The following is a 20,272-nucleotide window of genomic DNA, read 5'->3' as shown; positions in this document are numbered from 1 at the left end:
CTGCGTAACTCTTTGTTTACCAAGGAGTTTTCCGTTTCGACTGCGCCGGAAGTGGGGCGAATTATAGACTTCCAGAATCTGCCGTCAACCCCTGATTTCAGGTTTATTCGGATTTGAGCGTAATACGCGCAAATGCCTTCTTTCCAGCCTGGCAAACATGGGTCGCGCCCAGTGCGTATATAAAGGTGCGATCGACAACCTCGCCATCTATACGCACACCGCCAGAATTCAGGAGGTCGCGCGCTACTGCCGAGTTCTTCACCAGGCCAGCCTTATTAAGGACAGCAGCGATCGGCATGTCTTCGGCAGCCGTCAATTCGATCTCTGGCAGATCATCCGGCAGCTCGCCTTCTTTCATACGGTTACCCGCCGCACGGTGAGCATTGGCCGCAGCCTCTTCACCATGGAAACGCGCAACGATCTCTTCGGCCAGCTTGATCTTGATATCCCGAGGATTCGCACCCGCCTCGACATCAGCCCGGAATGCATTGATCTCATCCATGGAGCGGAAGCTGAGCAATTCGAAATAACGCCACATCAGCGCATCCGGAATGGAAACCAGCTTGCTGTACATCACACCCGGCGCTTCCTGGATACCGACGTAGTTGCCCAACGACTTGGACATCTTCTTCACGCCATCCAGACCTTCAAGCAACGGCATAGTCAGAATGCACTGCGGCTCCTGGCCATAACCACGCTGCAACTCACGCCCCATCAACAGGTTGAACTTCTGATCGGTGCCACCCAGCTCGACATCCGCGCGCAAGGCAACCGAGTCATAACCCTGGACCAGCGGATAGAGGAACTCATGAATGGCGATGGGTTGATTGGTGGTGTAGCGCTTATCGAAATCATCGCGCTCGAGCATACGAGCCACGGTGTATTGCGAGGTCAGGCGAATGAAGTCGGCCGGCCCCATCTGGTCCATCCAGGTGGAGTTGAACGCCACCTCGGTTTTGGCAGGATCCAGAATCTTGAAGACCTGAGTCTTGTAGGTCTCGGCATTCTCGAGAACCTGCTCGCGGGTCAGCGGAGGACGGGTAGCACTCTTGCCGCTCGGATCACCGATCATCCCGGTGAAGTCGCCTATAAGGAAGATCACCTGGTGACCCAGTTCCTGGAACTGGCGCAGCTTATTAATAAGCACCGTGTGACCCAGGTGCAAATCCGGCGCAGTCGGATCGAAGCCCGCCTTAATACGCAGCGGCTGGCCGCGCTTGAGCTTTTCGATCAGCTCGGACTCGACCAACAGTTCTTCCGCACCACGTTTGATCAGCGCTAGCTGCTCTTCAACCGACTTCATAACAGACCCGCAAGGCTCAGATTCAAAGGGAACCAACCATACAAGATCGCGCACCAAATACAAGTTTTGCCCGGCGCACGCACGCCAATCCACGGACAGAGCATCCGCAGGCTTGCTTCAGAGATGATTTGGTTATATTTTATACAGTTATTTCATCTTCATCATGTCATTCATCTTTTCCAATTCATCTTTTCAAAGTCAAAAATTACCTATGACCACAGAACCGTCTAAAGCGCCCCCGCTTTACCCGAAGACCCACCTGCTTGCCGCAAGTGGCATCGCCGCCCTTCTCAGCCTGGCGCTCCTGGTATTCCCTTCCAGTGATGTTGAAGCCAAAAAGACGACCCTGAGCCTTGAACTGGAAAGTCCTGCTGAACAACTGACACAAGATCAAGACGCTGCTGAAGCCGTCCAAGCCACAAATGAGCCGGCCGCTTCACCTTTCGCGCAGATCGAAGACAGCGCCGAAGACACCAAGGAAACCGCCCAGGCCGCGCCTGAGCCAGTGGTCGAGGCGAAGAAAGCGCCGAATCACAAAGAAGTGATCGTCGGCAAAGGCGACACCCTCTCCACCCTGTTTGAAAAAGTCGGCCTCCCGGCGGCTTCCGTGCATGAAATCCTGGCCAGCGACAAGCAGGCCAAGCAGTTCAGCCAGCTCAAACATGGCCAGAAACTCGAATTCGAACTGAACTCTGAAGGCCAGCTGACCAACCTCCATAGCAAGGTCAGCGACCTCGAAACCATTACCCTGACCAAGAATGACAAGGGTTATGTGTTCAATCGCGTTACCGCCAAACCGACCGTGCGCTCCGCCTACGTTCATGGCGTGATCAACAGCTCGTTGTCGCAGTCCGCCGCGCGCGCCGGCCTGTCCCACAGCCTGACCATGGACATGGCCAGCGTGTTTGGCTACGACGTCGACTTCGCCCAGGATATTCGCCAAGGTGACGAGTTCGACGTGATCTATGAGCAGAAAGTCGTCAACGGCAAGGCTGTCGGCACGGGTCCGATCCTTTCCGCACGCTTCACCAACCGCGGCAAGACCTACACCGCCGTGCGTTACACCAACAAACAAGGCAACAGCAGCTACTACACCGCTGACGGCAACAGCATGCGCAAGGCCTTCATCCGCACCCCGGTGGACTTCGCCCGCATCAGCTCGAAATTCTCCATGGGCCGCAAGCACCCGATTCTGAACAAGATCCGCGCCCACAAAGGCGTCGATTACGCGGCACCACGCGGCACGCCGATCAAGGCTACCGGTGACGGTAAAGTGCTGCTGGCCGGTCGCCGCGGCGGCTACGGCAACACCATCATCATCCAGCACGGCAACACCTACCGGACGCTGTACGGCCACATGCAGGGTTTCGCCAAAGGCGTGCAGACCGGCGGCAGCGTCAAGCAAGGCCAAGTGATCGGCTACATCGGCACCACCGGCCTGTCCACCGGCCCGCACTTGCACTATGAGTTCCAGGTCAATGGCGTCCACGTCGACCCGCTGGGCCAGAAACTGCCAATGGCGGATCCGATCGCCAAGGCCGAGCGCGGACGTTTCCTTGCGCAAAGTCAGCCGTTGATGGCGCGGATGGACCAGGAAAAGGCCACCATGCTGGCTTCGAGCAAACGCTAAGCCATGGCGCTCTATATAGGTGTGATGTCCGGGACCAGCCTCGATGGCCTGGACATTGCACTGATCGAGCAAACAACGGCGATCAAGCTGATCGCCACGCACTACATCCCCATGCCTGAAACCCTGCGCGCCGAGCTGCTTGGCTTGTGTGCCAGCGGCTCGGACGAGATTGCCCGCTCCGCCATCGCCCAGCAAAACTGGGTGAAACTGGCCGCACAAGGCATTCACTTCCTCCTCGATCAACAAAATCTGAAACCCGACGACATTCGCGCGATTGGCAGCCACGGCCAGACCATTCGTCACGAACCGGCGCGCGGCTTCACAGTGCAGATCGGTAACCCTGCCCTGCTGACTGAGCTGACTGGCATCACCGTGGTCAGCGATTTCCGCAGCCGCGATGTCGCCGCCGGCGGCCAGGGCGCGCCACTGGTTCCGGCCTTTCACGAAGCCTTGTTTGAAGAACGCCCAGGCAATCGCGCGGTATTGAACGTCGGCGGTTTCAGCAATCTCAGCCTGATCGAGCCTGGCAAACCGGTCGCAGGTTTCGACTGCGGCCCGGGCAATGTGCTGCTGGATGCCTGGATACACCAGCAACGGGGCGGCAATTTTGATCGCGACGGTCAATGGGCGGCCAGCGGCAAGGTTGAACCCACCTTGTTGAATGAACTGCTCAGCGATCCCTTCTTCGTGACCAAAGGCCCCAAGAGCACTGGTCGCGAAGTATTCAACCTGCCCTGGCTGACGCAACACCTGTCGCACTTGCCCGCCTTCGCTGCTGAAGACGTACAGGCAACCCTGCTCGAACTGACCGCCCTGACCATCGTCGAGTCATTGCAAAGTGCCCAGACAGATACGCAGGAATTGCTGGTCTGCGGCGGCGGCGCGCACAACGTCACGTTGATGAATCGCCTGGCCGACTTGCTTCCAAATGCCAAGGTCAGCAGCACCGAAACTTATGGCGTAGACCCAGACTGGGTCGAAGCAATGGCTTTCGCCTGGCTGGCCCATTGCTGCCTGGAAGGCATCGCCGCCAATCGCCCGAGCGTCACCGGCGCCCGCGGCTTGCGCATCCTCGGCGCCATCTATCCCGCCTGACAATCTCGAATCCCGGACAGCAAAACGCCGCAGGACTGTGAAGTCCTGCGGCGTTTTGTCATTCGGTGACGCGGATCAGATCGAGAACGAAGAACCGCAACCACAAGTGGTGCTGGCGTTCGGATTCTTGATCACGAAACGCGAACCTTCCAGACCTTCCTGATAATCCACCTCGGCACCTGCCAGGTACTGGAAGCTCATCGGATCGACCACCAGACTCACACCTTCGCGCTCGACGATGGTGTCGTCATCGGCCACTTCTTCATCGAAGGTGAAGCCGTACTGGAAACCTGAACAACCACCGCCCGTAACGAATACGCGCAGCTTCAAGCGATCATTCCCCTCTTCATCGACCAGGCTCTTCACCTTGTGCGCGGCACCGTGGGTGAATTGCAAAGCCGTGGGGGTGAAGGATTCGACGCTCATGCTAACTATCTCCCGGCGTTACGCCGCCATAATGCGTGATGACGGGCATTATCCGCTTCTCCTAGAAAATTGGTCAACTATTGTTACGATATATCAATCGAACCAATTGCCGATCCAGAATGCAAAAAGGCCCTTTAGACGGGCCTTTTTGCTGGGCGGGATAAAGCCTTAAGGCAACATGCCCGCGTGGGACAGGCCCAGACGTTCATCCAGCCCGAACAGGATGTTCAAGTTCTGCACCGCCTGACCCGACGCGCCTTTGACCAGGTTATCGATCACCGACAGCACCACCACCAGATCACCATCCTGTGGACGATGCACGGCGATACGGCAAACGTTGGCACCGCGCACGCTGCGGGTTTCCGGGTGGCTGCCGGCCGGCATCACGTCGACGAACGGTTCGTTGGCATAACGCTTTTCAAACAGTGCCTGCAAATCCACCGAGCGATCGACGACGGTGGCGTACAACGTCGAGTGAATGCCCCGAATCATCGGCGTCAGGTGCGGAACGAAGGTCAGACCGACGTCCTTGCCCGAAGCGCGACGCAGCCCCTGGCGAATTTCCGGCAAATGACGGTGCCCTTTGACGGCATAGGCCTTCATGCTTTCCGACGTCTCGGAGTACAGCGAACCTACCGCCGCACCACGACCGGCACCGCTGACACCGGATTTGCAGTCAGCGATCAAACGGGAAGTATCCGCCAGGCCCGCTTCGAGCAACGGCAGGAAACCCAATTGCGTGGCGGTCGGATAGCAACCCGGCACAGCAATCAGGCGCGCTTGCTTGATCTGCTCGCGATTGACTTCCGGCAGACCGTAAACCGCCTCTTCCAGCAACTCCGGCGCACCGTGCGGCTGACCGTACCACTTGGCCCATTCATCAGCGTCTTGCAGGCGGAAGTCCGCCGACAGGTCGATGACCTTGGTTCCGGCGGCCAGCAATTCACCGGCCAGGGCGTGGGCAACACCGTGAGGCGTGGCGAAGAACACCACGTCGCAGGCACCCAGGGTCTTGATGTCCGGAACGCTGAATGCCAGGCCATCGTAATGGCCTCGCAGGTTCGGGTACATGTCAGCCACGGCCAGACCGGCCTCGGATCGGGAAGTGATCACTACCACTTCAGCTTGCGGATGCTGTGCCAACAGACGCAGCAGTTCGACACCGGTGTAACCCGTGCCGCCGACGATACCGACCTTGACCATAAACCTGCCCTCAACGAACCCACTGGAAAGCCGTCGATAATAGGGCCCGTATCGTCCTGCGACAACCGGCAAGGTGACGTGCGGACGCTCAAGCCTCTACTATCCGGGCTACCGTGAACCTGGGAACAACTAAAAATGCTCTATCTGTGGCTCAAAGCGCTTCATATCGTCAGCATGGTCTGCTGGTTTGCCGGCCTGTTTTACCTGCCGCGCCTGTTCGTCTATCACGCGCAAAGCGAAGATACCGTCAGCAAGGAACGCTTCAGCCTCATGGAGCGCAAGTTGTACCGCGGCATCATGGGCCCGGCGATGATCGCCACCCTGATCTTCGGCATCGCACTGATCTACCTCAACCCGAGTATCTTCAGCCAAGGCGCGTGGATCCACGCAAAGTTGACCCTCGTGGTGATCCTGATCGGCTACCACCACATGTGCGGCGCCCAGGTAAAACGTTTTGCCCGTGGCGAAAACACCCGCAGCCATGTCTTTTATCGCTGGTTCAATGAAGTGCCGGTTCTGATATTGCTGGCTATCGTAATTCTGGTCGTGGTTCGACCGTTCTAAACTCAATAAGCCGCAACTTACCGGGGTACTTCCAATGTCGCTGCCCGCTCTGCTCGAACAACGTCTGCGCCTGCCGGTAGTGGCCGCGCCGATGTTCCTGATTTCCAATCCTCAATTGGTGCTGGCCTGCTGCCGCAATGGCGTGGTGGGCAGCTTTCCTGCGCTGAACCAGCGCGAAAGCAGCGGCTTCAAAGCCTGGCTGGAAGAGATCGAAGCAGGATTGGCGGCCATGGAGAACCCGGCGCCTTACGCGGTCAACCTGATCGTTCACAACACCAATCCCCGACTGCAGGCCGACCTTGCGATTTGCATCGAGCACAAAGTACCGATCGTGATCACCAGCCTCGGCGCCGTGAAAGAACTGGTCGATGCAGTGCACAGTTATGGCGGCCTGGTGTTTCACGACGTGACGACCCGTCGTCATGCCGAGAAAGCCGCCGAAGCAGGCGTGGACGGTTTGATCGCCGTGGCCGCCGGTGCCGGTGGGCATGCCGGGACCTGGAGCCCGTTTTCACTGATCGCCGAGATTCGCCAGTTCTTCGACAAGACCTTGCTGCTGGCCGGTTGCCTGAACCACGGCCACGAGATTCTCGCCGCGCAATTGCTTGGCGCGGATTTGGCCTACTTCGGTACGCGATTTATCGGCACCACTGAAAGTCATGCGCCTGACGCCTACAAGGAGATGCTGCTGACTTCCCGAGCCGCAGACATCGTGCATACTCCAGCGGTGTCGGGCGTACCGGCGAGCTTCATGCGCCAGAGCCTGGAAGCGGCCGGCTTCGACATGGCGGCGTTGCAGGGTAAAGGCGAAGTGAACTTTGGTTCCAAACTCAAGCCTATAAGCGATGAAGCCAAAGCCTGGAAAACCGTGTGGTCTGCCGGCCAGGGCGTTGGGGAAATCGATGATCTGCCGAGTGTCGATCAATTGGTCGCACGGCTGGACGCGGAGTACCGCAAAGCGCTGGAACTGGCGGCACAGTTGCCCAAACGCTGGCCGCGCTGAGCGTAAAACTTGGCCAGCTCCTCCCGGCTGGCCTTACACTGCTCGACCGCAACACCCCCGTTTCCAAACCTGCGCGACAAGGATGCCTCGGACATGAGCGAAAACCGTTTCAAGATCGTCTTCGACGGCGCTCTGCTGCCAGGCGTTGACGCCACCACTGCCAAACTCAATCTCGCAGAACTGTTCAAAAGTGACGTCGCCGCCATCGAACGGCTATTCAGTGGTCGTCCGGTTGCGCTCAAACACGACCTGTCACAGCTCGACGCACAATCCTATCTCCAGGCGCTGACAAAAACCGGCATCGATGCCCGAATCGAAGCCGAGCCATCAATCGAGCTGAACCTGTCCGACGTTCACGATCATGGCCCAGCCAGTTACCAAACGGTGACGGCGGACCCTGAATCGCCGTATGCACCGCCACGGGCAACCGTCGGTGAAGCCTTGCCGGCGTTCGCCACCCTCAAGCCGTTCAGCTTCGAGGGTCGTATCGGTCGCTTGCGCTTCCTGGCCTGGACCATGGCCCTGACACTGGTGACTTTGGCCGTGGGTTCGGTGCTGGCAATCTTCGGCCTCGCGCTGCTGAGCACGGACTCAACCGCCGGCCTGATTCTCGGTGGTTTGGTAGCCTTTATTCTTTTTGTAGCCTTGGGGTTTGTCAGTATTCAGTTCAGTGTCCAGCGTCTGCACGACATTGGTTGGTCGGGCTGGCTATGGCTCCTGAACCTTGTGCCGTTCGTGGGCAGCTTCTTCCCGTTCGTGATCATGGTTGTTCCGGGCAACGAAACTGCCAATCGCTATGGCGCGCCACCTCCGCCGAACAGCACCGCAGTCAAAGTACTGTCTTCGCTGTGGGTAGTATTTATCGCGATCCTCCTTGTTGGTGCGCTGGCCGGCGGCATCACTGCCATCCAGCAAGAGTACGAAAGCGCAGCCGAAACCAGTTATGACAGCGGCTCGGTCACCACCGACGAAGTCGAAGTAGAGCCGGCAGACGAGGCTGAACAAGCACCAAATGCAGCCGACGATGCAGCTGAAGCAGCCGAAGACGCCCAGCCCCCTGTAGACTCTGCGAAAGAATGAACAGCGCTCCCCGCCCGTGACACCTGCGTCGCCGGCGCGGAGCTGTTGCGATGGAGAACTGCATGACCCGTTACGCTCTGATCACCGGCGCTTCCAGCGGCATCGGCCTGGCGATGGCCGAAGCGCTGGCCCGGCGCGGCCGCAGCCTGATTCTGGTGGCCCGACAACGTGATCAGCTGGAAAGTATTGCGATTGAACTGACTCAACGTTTTGGCGTTGAGGTGCTATTCCGCGCCTGCGACCTGGGCGAGCCGTTAAGGCTGTCCGGGTTTCTGCTGGAACTGGAGGAAGGCGACCGGCAGATCGACTTGCTGGTCAACTGCGCCGGCATCGGCACCTGCGGCCCTTTCCTGGCCCAGGACTGGATGACCGAGCAGGACCTGATCGAGGTGAACATCCTGGCCCTCACTCGCTTGTGCCACGCCATCGGTAACAGCATGGCCTTGCAGGGCGGAGGGCAGATTTTGAATGTGGCCTCGGTGGCGGCATTCCATCCCGGCCCGTGGATGAGCACCTACTACGCGAGCAAAGCGTATGTGTTGCACTTTTCCGAAGGCTTGCGCGTCGAGTTGAAGAAATGCGCGGTCAAGGTGTCGGTGCTGTGTCCCGGTCCGACACGCACCGGTTTTTTCCACACGGCGCAACTGGACACCGTAAAAGTGACCGACAGCAGGCTGCTGATGAGCCCGGAAGAAGTCGCGTTGTACACCGTGCGCGCCCTGGCGAAAAACCGCGCCATCATTATTCCCGGAAGGTTGAATCGCTGGTTCGCCTTCCTGCCGCGACTCGGCTCGCGATGGCTGAACCGGACAATCTCCGGCATGGTCAACAAGGCCTACTGCCCGCGCTAAATACCCTTGAAGGTAAAAGGCTGGGCTCGGGTCTACCCCATGGGTACACTCAGGCCAGCCCAAACAACGGAGAAAACAGCTGTGGATACTCTGTTCACCAAGATCATCAACCGGGAAATCCCGGCCAAGATCATTTACGAGGACGACCAGGTACTGGCCTTCCACGACATCGCCCCACAGGCACCGGTGCACTTTCTGGTGATCCCGAAAAAACCGGTGCGCACCCTCAATGACCTGACCGAGGATGACAAGACGCTGGCCGGGCACATCCTGTTCACCGCCCAACGCCTGGCGCTGGAACTGGGTTGCGAAAAAGGTTTCCGCGTTGTCATGAACTGTAATGAAGAAGGTGGGCAGACTGTCTACCACATTCATATGCACGTGTTGGGTCAGCGCCAGATGACTTGGCCGCCGGGCTGATTGCCTCGACCTCTGTGGGAGCGGGCTTGCTCGCGAAAGCGATTTAACATTCAACAATGATGTTGGCTGTCAGTCCGCCTTCGCGAGCAAACCCGCTCCCACAAAAGATCACCGCACGGCAACTGCATCACAGTGACCCAGCGCAAACCATCCCCGGCCGATTCGGTTAAACTGGCCGCCGAGATTCCTCCCGGAGGTCAGCATGACTACCCAACGTCACTACTCGCCGATTGACCGTCTTCTGCTGCAAGCCGATGCCGCGATGCGTACCCTGCTGCCCTTCAGTGGCCAGCCGTACCGCCCGTCACCGGCCATCGTGCAGCCGGAAACGCAAATGAGCGACGAGGACACCCGGCACGTCGCCGGTCTGATGCGCATCAACCATACCGGCGAAGTCTGCGCCCAGGCGCTGTATCAGGGGCAGGCCCTGACCGCCAAGCTGCCGCAAGTGCGCGCTGCCATGGAACATGCGGCTGAAGAAGAAATCGATCACCTGGTGTGGTGCGAACAACGCATCCACCAGTTGGGCAGCCACACCAGCATCCTTAATCCGCTGTTTTATGGCATGTCGTTCGGGATTGGCGCCGTGGCCGGGTTGATCAGCGATAAGGTCAGCCTGGGATTTGTTGCGGCGACCGAGCATCAGGTGTGTAAACACTTGAACGAGCATCTTGAGCAACTGCCGGCGGAGGATGAAAAGTCCCGGGCGATTCTTGAGCAGATGCGCATTGATGAAGAACATCATGCGGAGAGTGCGCTGGAGGCTGGCGGTTTCCGCTTTCCGGCACCGGTGAAGTTCGGGATGAGTTTGTTGGCCAAGGTGATGACCAAGAGTACTTATCGGATTTGACCTGTGGGAGCGGCGGTGCGACGGTTCGACTTGCTCGCGAAAGCGGTCGGTCATTCAACATTGATGTCGACTGATACTCCGCTTTCGCGAGCAAGCCCGCTCCCACAAGGTGCTGTATTCCAGTCATGAAAAAGGCGACTGCCGTGAGGTAGTCGCCTTTTTTGTGCTCGAAAAATCTTAGGTCGGCATGTTGCGCGCGTAGAAGATTTCCAGCATTTCGTGTTTCACACGGTCGGTCACCTGGGCGCGTTGCTCAGTGGACAGGCTGTTGGTGGCGTCGCCGAACAGGTAGTTGTCCAGTTCGAAGTTCTTCAGCAGCATTTTGGTGTGGAACAGGTTTTCCTGGTACACATTCACGTCAGTCATCTGGTAACTGTCGCGGGTGTCTTCGGAGAGGTAGTTCTGGATCGAATTGATCTCGTGATCGATGAAGTGCTTTTTGCCTTCGACGTCACGGGTGAAACCGCGCACGCGATAATCCACGGTCACGATGTCCGAATCGAACTGGTGAATCAGGAAGTTGAGTGCTTTAAGCGGTGAAATGACACCACACGTCGACACGTCAATGTCCACACGGAACGTCGCGATACCGTCCACCGGATGGATTTCCGGGTAGGTGTGCACCGTGATGTGGCTCTTGTCGAGGTGGGCCAGGATAATCTCGGGCAACGGGCCCGGCGACTCTTCGATCTGGCTGTCGGTCGGGGTTACCGGCTCTTCAGAGATCAGAATCGTGACGCTGGCGCCCTGTGGATCATAGTCCTGACTGGCAATGTTCAGGATGTTGGCACCAATGATATCGACAACTTCTGTGAGGATCTGCGTCAGGCGCTTCGCGTTGTACTCTTCATTGATGTACTCGACGTAAGCCTGCTGGTCTTGCGGGGTTTCCGCGTAGCAGATGTCATAGATGTTGAAGCTCAAGGTCTTTGTCAGGTTATTGAACCCGTGGAGCTTGAGTTTGCTTTTCACCGTTAAAAACTCTCTATGTATTGCGGCCCGGGCCGCGTGATCAAGCATGCCCGTCAGATGCGAACAACGCAGCTGCGTAGGACGGTTAACACCTCTTCGCGATGGCGATTTTGGTTGTCTGTTCGGGTGCGGGGCCTGTCGGGTGACGGGCCACGACCCTGAAAAAAGTGGCGCATTATGCAGACGTCAGCTATGGATCGCCAGAGTCTGCACTGCTTTTATGATAGTTGAATGTCGAATCAACCGAGTTCGATGATCTCGTAGTCATGCGTAATAGCTACGCCAGCCGCGCCAAGCATGATCGAGGCCGAGCAATACTTCTCGGCGGACAGTTCGATGGCGCGTTTGACCTGGGCTTCTTTCAGGCCACGGCCCTTGACCACGAAGTGCATGTGGATCTTGGTGAACACCTTTGGATCTTCGGTGGCGCGCTCGGCTTCGAGGAAGGCTTCGCAGCTCTCCACGGCCTGGCGGGACTTCTTGAGGATGCTGACCACATCGAAATTGCTGCAACCGCCGACACCCAGCAGGAGCATTTCCATCGGGCGTACACCCAGGTTACGGCCACCGGCGTCCGGCGGACCATCCATGACCACGACATGACCGCTACCGGATTCACCGAGGAACATGGCTTCGCCAGCCCATTGGATGCGTGCCTTCATCGCCAAGACTCCACTGTCTAAAAAAGGGTCGCCAGCTTAGCACAGGGCCCTGCTATGACAGTGCTTCGCCTTCCTGGGACGAGTGCCCCTACGCTGTAGGTAAATTCTCGAATCTTGTAGGAATGTGTCTGTTAAGCTGGCGCCAATTCGCTGGCGCATAGCCAGCCATCAAGCGAATGCAAAAATCGCAGGCTCCACCCGCTCCTACAACAATCAAAAACACCGTGCAGTCTTTTCGGGATACAACCATGGTTGCTATTACCCCCACACCCAAAATCAAGAACCTCGACAAACTGTTGATGCATTGCCAGCGCCGTCGTTATGCGGCCAAGAGCAACATCATCTGTGCCGGCGATCGCTCGGACACGCTGTTCTTCATCATCAAGGGCTCGGTCACTATCCTGATCGAGGATGACGACGGCCGCGAGATGATCATTTCCTACCTGAACGCCGGCGACTTCTTCGGTGAACTCGGGTTGTTTGAACAGGCCGGCCTGGAACAGGAACGCAGTGCCTGGGTTCGGGCCAAGGTCGAATGCGAAGTCGCAGAAATCAGCTACGCGAAATTCCGCGAACTGTCCCAGCAAGATCCAGACATTCTTTACGTACTCAGCGGACAAATCGCACAGCGCCTGCGCAATACCACGCGCAAGGTCGGCGACCTGGCGTTCTTCGATGTGACCGGTCGTGTCGCCCGTTGCCTGCTGGAATTGTGCAAGCAGCCAGACGCCATGACCCATCCGGACGGCATGCAGATCAAGGTGACCCGTCAGGAAATCGGGCGGATTGTCGGGTGTTCCCGGGAGATGGTCGGTCGCGTGCTCAAGGACCTTGAGGAACGCAACCTGGTGGACGTCAAAGGCAAGACCATGGTGGTCTTCGGCACCCGTTAAACCTCGAACATTTCCGCCAGCAACTGGCGATACAACGCGTCGAGGCGTTCCAGCGCATCCGGCGCGGCGAACTTTTCATGCAGGGCGATGTGGCTTTCAGCGCGAACCCGCTGTTCCAGGCCGCACGCCTCATTGAAGCGGTTGACCGCCGCGACCATCGACTCCCGTTCGTTATCCAGCAGCAAAGCCCCGTGCACCAGCCCGACCGGACGCGTACCGCCCTGGCTCTGGCGCCAGCGCTGGGCGGTGCCGACCATTTTGCGACCGTCGAGATTGACGTTGAAACGGCCATCGCAGAACGCGCCTTCGACTTCGCCCAATGACGAAGTGCCGCCGAGCTCATCCAGCAACTGGCAAATCGGATCGCAGAGTCGGCGATAAGCGGTTTCGATGCGGTTCTGGTCGCCTTCGCTGCGGGGTGGCGCGTAGACCAGTGCGATGTTGATGGTCGAGGCCGATTGCGGGACGGGTTCGCCGCCGGTTTCGCGCAGCAGGACTGGCCAGCCAGCGGCGGCGGAGACTTCGCAGGCGGATTCGAATTGTGGCAGACGATTCAGGCGGCGCGGCATGACCAGTGCGCGGTCATTGGGTTGCCAGAACAGCAGGCTGAATTCTGAGTTGCCGGTGCAGATGGAAGCCAGCAGATCCTGTTCGGCGAGGAGGCCGGCTTCGGTGGTCAGGGAGGTAATCAGGGTCAAAAGGTATTCCTTAAGACGTTAAGTCTGTGGCGATTCTCATGCCCTCTTCGCGAGCAAGCCCGCTCCCACAGGGGAACGCATTCCAAATGTGGGAGCGGGCTTGCTCGCGAAGGGCGCACCTCGGTTAATCGGCCAGCACTCAGTCGAGTGTCGAACCACTCACCGCCGAGCCACGCTCAGGGAAGAACAGACGCTGCAGTTCAGTCCCAGGGCTTTCGGCGCGCATGAACGCTTCGCCGACCAGGAACGCGTACACGTCGCTGATTTCCATCAACTCGACATCGGCCCGGTTGAAAATGCCACTCTCGGTAATCACCAGGCGATCACGGGGAATGCGCGGCAACAGGTCGAGGGTGTTTTCCAGGCTGACTTCAAAGGTGTGCAGGTTACGGTTGTTCACGCCCACCAAAGGTGTATCGAGGGTTTTCAAGGCCCGATCCAGCTCATTGCCATCGTGGACTTCCACCAACACATCGAGGCCGACGCTTTTCGCCACGGCCGCCAGCTCAGCCATTTTCACGTCGTCCAAAGCGGAGACGATCAACAGCACGCAGTCAGCGCCCAAGGCACGGGCTTCAACGATCTGGTACGGATCGATCATGAAGTCCTTGCGGATCACCGGCAGCTTGCACGCCGCGCGAGCCTGTTGCAGATACGCATCGGCGCCCTGGAAGAAATCGATATCGGTAAGCACTGACAGGCAAGTGGCACCGCCCTTCTCGTAGCTTTTGGCGATGTCGGCGGGAACGAAGTTCTCGCGGATCACGCCTTTGCTCGGCGAGGCTTTCTTGATTTCGGCAATCACCGCCGGCTGCTTGAGCTTGGCCTGGGCGATCAGTGCCTTGGCAAAACCACGGGGGGCATCGGCTGCCTTGGCCAGGCTTTCCAGCTCGGCCAGGCTGACACGGGCGCTACGCTCGGCAACTTCCTGGACCTTGCGGGCCAGAATGTTTTCCAGAACCGTCGGTACACTCATCCCTCATTCTCCACTCGAAATACCGCGGTAAACGCACCCAACTCCTCGAGTTTCTCCCGAGCGAGGCCGGTGTGCAGCGCGTCGTGCGCCAGGGCAACGCCCTCTTTCAAACTTGTTGCGTGGTCAGCGGCATACAGCGCGGCACCGGCATTGAGCACAATCATCTCGGCGGCTTTCTGGCCGTTCTCAGTCTTGCGCTTGCCCAAGGCATCGCGGATCAGTTCAAGCGAAGCGGCCGGGCTGTCAACCGCCAGACCGTGCAGGCTCTGGCTCTTCATGCCCAGGTCTTCCGGCTCGACCCAATATTCGGTGATCTGGTCATTCTTCAGTTCCGCGACAAACGTCGGCGCGGCCAGGCTGAATTCGTCCAGGCCATCCTTCGAGTGCACCACCAGCACATGCTTGCTGCCCAGACGTTGCAAGACTTCGGCCAATGGCCGGCACAGCGCCGGGGTGAACACGCCCACTACCTGATGTTTCACGCCGGCCGGATTCGTAAGCGGGCCGAGCATGTTAAACAGGGTGCGCAGGCCAAGGTCCTTGCGCGGGCCGGCGGCGTATTTCATGGCGCTGTGATGAGTCTGGGCGAACATGAAACCAATGCCGACATTGTCGATGCAGCGTGCCACCTGGATCGGCGTCAGATTCAGATAGATCCCGGCCGCCTCCAGCAGATCGGCACTGCCGCTCTTGCCCGAGACTGCACGGTTACCGTGCTTGGCCACGGTGCAACCCGCCGCCGCGACCACGAAGGAAGACGCGGTGGAAACGTTGAAAATATTCGCGCCGTCACCGCCGGTGCCGACCACATCGACGACGCCGTCGAGGGTCTTGAGTTCGACCTTGTCCGCCAGCTCGCGCATGACCGACACCGCGCCGACGATTTCATCGATGCTTTCGCTCTTCATGCGCATGGCCATCATGAACGCGCCAATCTGCGCATCCGAGCATTGCCCGGTCATGATTTCGCGCATCACATCGCGCATTTCTTCGGTGCTGAGGTCGAGGTGATCGACGATACGGCCCAGGGCTGTCTTGATGTTCATGAAAAGTCCTTAGCGCGTGCCGCCGGTTTGTTTGAGGAAGTTGGCGAACAGTTCGTGGCCCTGCTCGGTGAGGATCGATTCCGGGTGGAATTGCACCCCCTCGATGTTCAACGTTTTGTGGCGCAGGCCCATGATCTCGTCGACCGAGCCGTCTTCGAGCTGGGTCCAGGCAGTCAGCTCCAGGCAGTCAGGCAGGGTTTCGCGCTTGACGATCAGCGAGTGGTAGCGGGTGACCGTCAGCGGCCGGTTCAGGCCTTCGAAAACACCCTTGTCCTCGTGGAATACCGGACTAGTCTTACCGTGCATGACCTGACGGGCGCGAACCACATCACCGCCAAAGGCCTGGCCGATGGACTGGTGGCCGAGACAGACGCCGAGGATCGGCAGTTTGCCGGCGAAGTGCTTGATCGCTTCGATGGAGATGCCGGCTTCGGTCGGCGTGCAAGGACCGGGGGATACAACGATGCGCTCAGGGTTGAGGGCTTCGATTTCAGCAATGGTGAGTTCATCGTTGCGCACGACTTTAACCTGGGAGCCGAGCTCACCAAGGTACTGCACAACGTTGTAGGTAAAAGAGTCGTAGTTATCGATCATCAGCAGCATGGCGATGGAAACCTCTTGAATTCACTGACTTTTAAGACTGCCTTCGAATGAATACCCGCAGTGTGCTGCGCTTTGGCAGGTGCTGGAGTGACCCAGCAAAGCGGCATTTCAAACAGGTAAAGAAGGCGAAGCGGTACAGGTCCGGCGGGGCCGGCAAAAGAATTCAGGCGCGCCAACGCCAGCGGGCGTGTGCCTTGATGACTTGATCCAGGAGTTTGCTGATGATCAACACGGGAAAGGTCTCATTCATACGTCTTGGCACAGTAACTTAGCTGGGCAGAGCGTGCAATATGGCGCACGCGAAGGGCTGCGAAACAAATGAAGGGTTCGCGACAGATGGCAAAAGGCCGGAAGTTTTTGGTACTGTCGTTTCGTTCACTACAACAATAAATAAACGGACTTGCACATGATCAAACAGACGTTGTTTGTACCGCTCGCCAGTTGCCTGCTCGCCATGGCCTGCGCCCAGGCGAACGCGGCGCCCAATCCTTACACGAACTTCGTCGTCTTCGGCGACAGCCTCAACGACGCCGGGACGTTTGCCGACACCGGCGGGCCTGCCGGGTCCACCCAACGCTTCACCAACCGAACCGGCCCGGTCTATCTGGATGGCAGCGGTGAAGAGCGTTCGCTCAACGCCACGCAAATCCTTGGGGGAAAACTGGGGTACTCAGCGGACCAGACAGCGTCCTCGTCTTCGGCGGTACGCGCCAACGAAGGCTTGCCCGATGGAAACAACTGGGCGGTCGGCGGTTATCGCACCGACCAGATTCTCGATTCGATCACCGGCACCTCCGCCACCGGCGAACGCACCCGCGCGGGCTATCTGCCATCGAACAACTTCCGCGCCGACCCGAACGCACTGTATTACCTCTCGGGCGGTGGTAACGATTTCCTTCAGGGTCGCGTCACCAGCCTGCCCCAGGCCAGCGCCGCCGCTGATCGCCTGGCCAGCAGCGTACAAACCCTGCAACAGGCCGGCGCCCGATACGTCATGGTCTGGCTGCTGCCGGACATCGGCTTTACCCCGGCTTTCAATGGCACGCCGCTGCAAGCCTTTACGTCCCAGCTCAGCGCGCAGTTCAACACCGAACTGGTCAGCCAACTGCAGGGCATCAATGCCAACATCATCCCGCTGAACATTCCGGTGCTGCTCAAGGAAACGTTCGCCAACCCTGGGCAATTCGGCCTAGCCACCGACCAGAACCTGAGCGCCACCTGCTTCAGCGGCAACAGTTGCACCGAGAACGCTCGCTACGGGATCAACAGCGCTACGCCGGCCCCGACCAAGTTGATCTACAACGACTCGGTGCACCCGACCGAAGCCGGGCAACGCCTGATTGCCGATTACGCCTACTCGCTGCTGTCCGCGCCATGGGAAGCGACCCTGTTGCCGCAAATGGCCCAAGGGACTTTGCGCTCCCATCAGGATGAACTGCGCAATCAGTGGCTGGCGGATTGGGAAAACTGGCAAGGCGTGGGTCAATGGCGGGCGATTGTCGCCGCCGGCGGCCAACACCAGGATTTCGACAGCCAGCGCAGTGGCGCCAGTGCTGACGGCAATGGCGCCAACCTGAACATCGGTGGTAGCTATCGGCTGAATGACGCATGGCGCATTGGTCTGGCGGCGGGTTTCTATAATCAGAAACTCGAAGCCGGCGACAACGACTCCGATTACAAACTCAACACGTACATGGGCACGGCGTTCGCCCAGTACCAGCAGAATCGCTGGTGGGGTGACGCGGCAGTCACCGCCGGGCATCTGGACTACGACAGCCTCAAACGTAAATTTCAGTTGGGGGTCAACGAACGCGGGGAGAAAGGCGACACCGACGGTTACCTGGTCGCCATCAGTGGCCGCCTGGGCTACGACATCGCGCCAGAGGCGAGCAGCCCGTGGCACCTGTCGCCGTTCGTCAGCGCTGATTTCGCCAAGGTTGAAGTCGACGGTTATTCGGAAGACGGCGCGGACTCCACCGCGCTGACGTTCGACGACCAGTCACGCATCTCCCGGCGTCTTGGCCTCGGGATCCAGGGCAAGTACCAGATCACTTCGCAAACCCAAGTGTTTGGCGAACTGGCCCACGAGCGCGAGTACAACGACGACACCCAGGACGTGACCATGAACCTCAACAGCCTGCCGGGCAACCGCTACACCCTGGCCGGCTACACCCCACAGACCAACCTGAACCGCCTGAACCTGGGCGTGAGCCACAACCTCACCAAGGACCTGTCGTTGCGCGCCAGCTACGACATTCGCAAGGATGATGACTTTACCCAGCAAGGCATTAACGTTGGGGTGGCGTTGGACTTCTAAACATCAGGCAATAAAAAACGCGGCGCCCTCACAGGCGCCGCGTTTTTTGTGCGGGTGAAATCCCTGTGGGAGCGGGCTTGCTCGCGAAGAGGCCTGTCAGTCGACATCAATGTTGAATGACACACCGCCTTCGCGAGCAAGCTCGCTCCCACAGGTGCTGTGCAGTCCCGCGACTCAAGCGTCCGGGGTCTGCTCGGCCAACGCCACCGCACGGAACATCGCGCGGCGCTTGTTCAGGGTTTCTTCCCATTCCAGCGCCGGCACCGAATCCGCAACGATGCCGCCACCGGCCTGCACGTGCAGTTCGCCGTCCTTGATCACTGCGGTGCGGATCGCAATCGCGGTGTCCATGTTGCCGTTCCAGGCAAAGTAACCAACCGCGCCGCCGTAGACGCCACGCTTGACCGGTTCCAGTTCGTCGATGATTTCCATCGCGCGAATCTTCGGTGCGCCGGACAACGTGCCCGCCGGCAGGATTGCCCGCAGTGCATCCATCGCCGTCAGCCCGGCCTTCAATTGCCCGGTGACGTTGGACACGATGTGCATCACGTTGGAATAACGCTCGATGACCATCTTCTCGGTGAGTTTCACCGAACCGATTTCCGAAACGCGACCGGTGTCGTTACGACCCAGATCAATCAGCATCAAGTGCTCGGCGATTTCCTTGTCGTCCGACAGCAGGTCTTTTTCCAGCGCCAGATCCGCTTCTTCGTTGGCCCCGCGTGGGCGGGTGCCGGCGATCGGGCGCACGGTGATCAGGTTGTCTTCGACCCGCACCAGCACTTCCGGCGAACTGCCGACCACGTGGAAGTCGCCGAAGTTGAAGAAGTACATGTAAGGCGTCGGGTTGAAGCAGCGCAGCGCCCGGTACAGATCGATCGGCGCAGCCTTGAAGTCGATCGACATGCGCTGGGACGGCACGACCTGCATGCAGTCACCGGCCAGGATGTATTCCTTGATGGTGTCGACGGCTTTTTCGTAGTCGCCCTGGGTGAAACTGGAGCGGAACACCGGATCAGCGGATTGTTGCTTGCTGAAATCCAGGCCGCGACGCGGCGTGATCGGCTGGCGCAGTTGCTCCAGCAGGGCTTCCAGGCGTGCGTGACCTTGCTCGAAGGCATCGGCCTGCGCCGGATCGGCGAGGACAATCGCGTGCATCTTGCCGGCGAGGTTATCGAACACCACCACCGCATCGGAGACCATCAGCAGAATGTCCGGCACGCCCAGTGGATCCGGGTTCGGGCACTTGCCCAGACGCTTTTCCACATAACGCACGCAGTCATAACCGAAATAACCCACGAGGCCACCGTTGAAGCGCGGCAGGCCAGGGATGGTCGGAACGTTGTAGCGAGCCTTGAACTCTTCAACGAAGGCCAGCGGATCTTCGGCTTCGTGGCTTTCGATCTCGACGCCGTCGTGGGTCACGCTGACGTGGTGATCGTGAACCCGCAGCACCGTGCGGCACGGCAGGCCGATGATCGAGTAACGCCCCCACTTCTCGCCGCCCTGCACCGACTCCAGCAAATAGGAGTTGGGCTGGTCAGCCAGTTTCAGGTAGATCGACAGCGGCGTGTCGAAGTCGGCCAGGGTTTCACAGGCCATCGGGATACGGTTGTAGCCGGCAGCGGCCAAACGCAGGAATTCTTCGCGGATCATGGGGTAGCCTCGTGGCTTGAGGGT

At 59.0% G+C, this 20,272-nt stretch carries 20 protein-coding genes; 10 read left to right on the top strand and 10 right to left on the bottom strand.

Annotation, left to right across the window (positions count from 1 at the left end; all coding sequences use genetic code 11):
- Positions 1-103: 103 nt before the first annotated feature.
- Positions 104-1,303, bottom strand: coding sequence for a tyrosine--tRNA ligase (tyrS, locus tag ACIQY3_RS26865; protein WP_403025853.1), 1,200 nt, complete (start codon positions 1,301-1,303; stop codon positions 104-106).
- A 211-nt stretch (positions 1,304-1,514) separates the two neighbouring features.
- Between tyrS and ACIQY3_RS26860 the strand changes: the two genes are divergently transcribed.
- Both ACIQY3_RS26860 and ACIQY3_RS26855 read left to right on the top strand, forming a co-directional pair.
- Positions 1,515-2,933: a peptidoglycan DD-metalloendopeptidase family protein gene (locus ACIQY3_RS26860; RefSeq protein ID WP_403025850.1), complete on the top strand. Its 1,419-nt coding sequence runs from the start codon at positions 1,515-1,517 to the stop codon at positions 2,931-2,933.
- Between the two features lie 3 nt (positions 2,934-2,936).
- Positions 2,937-4,028 carry an anhydro-N-acetylmuramic acid kinase gene (locus ACIQY3_RS26855; RefSeq protein ID WP_403025848.1) on the top strand — a complete coding sequence of 364 codons (1,092 nt, stop codon included), beginning with the start codon at positions 2,937-2,939 and terminating at the stop codon, positions 4,026-4,028.
- A 75-nt stretch (positions 4,029-4,103) separates the two neighbouring features.
- On the opposite strand, the gene erpA is transcribed toward ACIQY3_RS26855, so the two are convergent.
- The gene (erpA, locus tag ACIQY3_RS26850; protein ID WP_007947969.1) at positions 4,104-4,454 is read right to left on the bottom strand and encodes an iron-sulfur cluster insertion protein ErpA; all 351 of its coding nucleotides are present in this window, start codon (positions 4,452-4,454) and stop codon (positions 4,104-4,106) included.
- Between the two features lie 168 nt (positions 4,455-4,622).
- Positions 4,623-5,657: an N-acetyl-gamma-glutamyl-phosphate reductase gene (gene argC, locus ACIQY3_RS26845; protein ID WP_123512992.1), complete on the bottom strand. Its 1,035-nt coding sequence runs from the start codon at positions 5,655-5,657 to the stop codon at positions 4,623-4,625.
- Positions 5,658-5,792: 135 nt separating this feature from the next.
- Here argC and hemJ point away from each other — a divergent pair, with 135 nt between their 5' ends.
- The 6 genes from hemJ (at position 5,793) to coq7 (ending at position 10,425) form a co-directional block, all read left to right on the top strand.
- Positions 5,793-6,221: a protoporphyrinogen oxidase HemJ gene (gene hemJ / locus ACIQY3_RS26840; RefSeq protein ID WP_403025846.1), complete on the top strand. Its 429-nt coding sequence runs from the start codon at positions 5,793-5,795 to the stop codon at positions 6,219-6,221.
- A gap of 34 nt (positions 6,222-6,255) precedes the next feature.
- Entirely contained in the window at positions 6,256-7,224 is a 969-nt protein-coding gene (locus ACIQY3_RS26835) for an NAD(P)H-dependent flavin oxidoreductase (RefSeq protein ID WP_403025844.1), read from the top strand.
- A 93-nt stretch (positions 7,225-7,317) separates the two neighbouring features.
- On the top strand, positions 7,318-8,304 hold the full coding sequence (locus ACIQY3_RS26830) for a DUF805 domain-containing protein (protein WP_403025843.1): 987 nt from the start codon (positions 7,318-7,320) through the stop codon (positions 8,302-8,304).
- Positions 8,305-8,366: 62 nt separating this feature from the next.
- Positions 8,367-9,155, top strand: coding sequence for an SDR family NAD(P)-dependent oxidoreductase (locus ACIQY3_RS26825; RefSeq protein ID WP_403025841.1), 789 nt, complete (start codon positions 8,367-8,369; stop codon positions 9,153-9,155).
- An 81-nt stretch (positions 9,156-9,236) separates the two neighbouring features.
- Complete coding sequence (locus tag ACIQY3_RS26820) at positions 9,237-9,575, top strand: histidine triad nucleotide-binding protein (protein WP_163911318.1); 339 nt, start codon at positions 9,237-9,239, stop codon at positions 9,573-9,575.
- Between the two features lie 202 nt (positions 9,576-9,777).
- Positions 9,778-10,425, top strand: a complete 648-nt coding sequence (gene coq7, locus ACIQY3_RS26815) for a 2-polyprenyl-3-methyl-6-methoxy-1,4-benzoquinone monooxygenase (protein WP_054044116.1) — start codon at positions 9,778-9,780, stop codon at positions 10,423-10,425.
- Between the two features lie 177 nt (positions 10,426-10,602).
- Here coq7 and speD read toward each other — a convergent pair whose 3' ends face one another.
- Together speD and ACIQY3_RS26805 are read right to left on the bottom strand one after the other, a co-directional pair.
- Positions 10,603-11,397 carry an adenosylmethionine decarboxylase gene (gene speD, locus ACIQY3_RS26810; protein WP_123410513.1) on the bottom strand — a complete coding sequence of 265 codons (795 nt, stop codon included), beginning with the start codon at positions 11,395-11,397 and terminating at the stop codon, positions 10,603-10,605.
- A gap of 239 nt (positions 11,398-11,636) precedes the next feature.
- Entirely contained in the window at positions 11,637-12,059 is a 423-nt protein-coding gene (locus ACIQY3_RS26805; RefSeq protein ID WP_007941657.1) for an OsmC family protein, read from the bottom strand.
- 248 nt (positions 12,060-12,307) lie between these two features.
- Here ACIQY3_RS26805 and crp point away from each other — a divergent pair, with 248 nt between their 5' ends.
- On the top strand, positions 12,308-12,952 hold the full coding sequence (crp, locus tag ACIQY3_RS26800; protein ID WP_054044118.1) for a cAMP-activated global transcriptional regulator CRP: 645 nt from the start codon (positions 12,308-12,310) through the stop codon (positions 12,950-12,952).
- Here crp and ACIQY3_RS26795 read toward each other — a convergent pair.
- From ACIQY3_RS26795 to ACIQY3_RS26780, 4 genes are all read right to left on the bottom strand, one after another.
- Entirely contained in the window at positions 12,949-13,650 is a 702-nt protein-coding gene (locus tag ACIQY3_RS26795; protein ID WP_403025837.1) for a biotin/lipoate A/B protein ligase family protein, read from the bottom strand. The genes crp and ACIQY3_RS26795 overlap by 4 nt on opposite strands.
- Before the next feature lie 139 nt (positions 13,651-13,789).
- On the bottom strand, positions 13,790-14,626 hold the full coding sequence (gene trpC, locus ACIQY3_RS26790; RefSeq protein ID WP_403025835.1) for an indole-3-glycerol phosphate synthase TrpC: 837 nt from the start codon (positions 14,624-14,626) through the stop codon (positions 13,790-13,792).
- On the bottom strand, positions 14,623-15,672 hold the full coding sequence (gene trpD, locus ACIQY3_RS26785; RefSeq protein ID WP_403025833.1) for an anthranilate phosphoribosyltransferase: 1,050 nt from the start codon (positions 15,670-15,672) through the stop codon (positions 14,623-14,625). Before trpD ends, trpC begins: the two co-directional genes overlap by 4 nt.
- A gap of 9 nt (positions 15,673-15,681) precedes the next feature.
- A complete protein-coding gene (locus ACIQY3_RS26780; protein ID WP_007906885.1) occupies positions 15,682-16,275 on the bottom strand; it encodes an aminodeoxychorismate/anthranilate synthase component II in 594 nt (197 codons plus the stop codon).
- Positions 16,276-16,681: 406 nt separating this feature from the next.
- On the opposite strand from ACIQY3_RS26780, the gene estP reads away from it, so the two are divergent.
- Positions 16,682-18,592: an esterase EstP gene (gene estP, locus ACIQY3_RS26775; protein WP_403025830.1), complete on the top strand. Its 1,911-nt coding sequence runs from the start codon at positions 16,682-16,684 to the stop codon at positions 18,590-18,592.
- A gap of 174 nt (positions 18,593-18,766) precedes the next feature.
- Here the strand turns inward: estP and trpE are convergent, their stop codons facing one another.
- Complete coding sequence (gene trpE / locus ACIQY3_RS26770; protein ID WP_403025828.1) at positions 18,767-20,248, bottom strand: anthranilate synthase component I; 1,482 nt, start codon at positions 20,246-20,248, stop codon at positions 18,767-18,769.
- Between the last annotated feature and the right edge of the window lie 24 nt (positions 20,249-20,272).

The organism is Pseudomonas sp. NPDC096950 (genome assembly GCF_044762525.1).
Classification (GTDB): Bacteria; Pseudomonadota; Gammaproteobacteria; order Pseudomonadales; family Pseudomonadaceae; genus Aquipseudomonas.
Note: the sequence above shows the minus strand (reverse complement) of the source record. Positions and strands in the feature narration are given on the sequence as shown.